This is a genomic window from Hymenobacter terrenus (assembly GCF_000972495.1).
In the GTDB taxonomy this organism is placed as follows: Bacteria; Bacteroidota; Bacteroidia; order Cytophagales; family Hymenobacteraceae; genus Hymenobacter; species Hymenobacter terrenus.
Genome location: NZ_LATM01000158.1, coordinates 1 through 376, shown reverse-complemented (window position 1 = coordinate 376; position 376 = coordinate 1). Strand labels below are relative to the sequence as shown.

The window sequence follows — 376 nt, the reverse complement described above, 5'->3', positions numbered from 1 at the left end:
GAGCCAGGCCGCGATGGTCCCTTCGGTCATCGTGTCACTCATTTTAGGCATACGCACCACCATGGCCTTCTTGCCATTGGCGGGCGCGGCCGGAGCGGCGGGGGCAGCAGCGGGTGCGGCAGGTGCAGGTGCAGCCGCGGGGGCTGGTGCCGGCGCTTCTTCAGCCTTGGGGGCTTCGGCGGCGGGAGCAGGACCACCCTGAGCCTGGGCCAGCAGGGCCGAAAAATCTTCGCCTTCTTTGCCGATGATGGCCAATACACCGTCGACCTCGACGGATTCTTTCTCCTTTGGCCCGATGTAGAGCAGGGTGCCGTCTTCGTAGTTTTCCAGCTCCATGGTGGCCTTGTCGGTTTCGACTTCGGCCAGAATATCACCG

The 376-nt window shown here is 63.8% G+C and carries 1 protein-coding gene; it reads right to left on the bottom strand.

Annotation, left to right across the window (positions count from 1 at the left end; all coding sequences use genetic code 11):
- A partial coding sequence (locus tag WX88_RS26935; RefSeq protein ID WP_046247526.1) for a biotin/lipoyl-containing protein occupies positions 1-376 on the bottom strand: 376 nt, incomplete at both ends.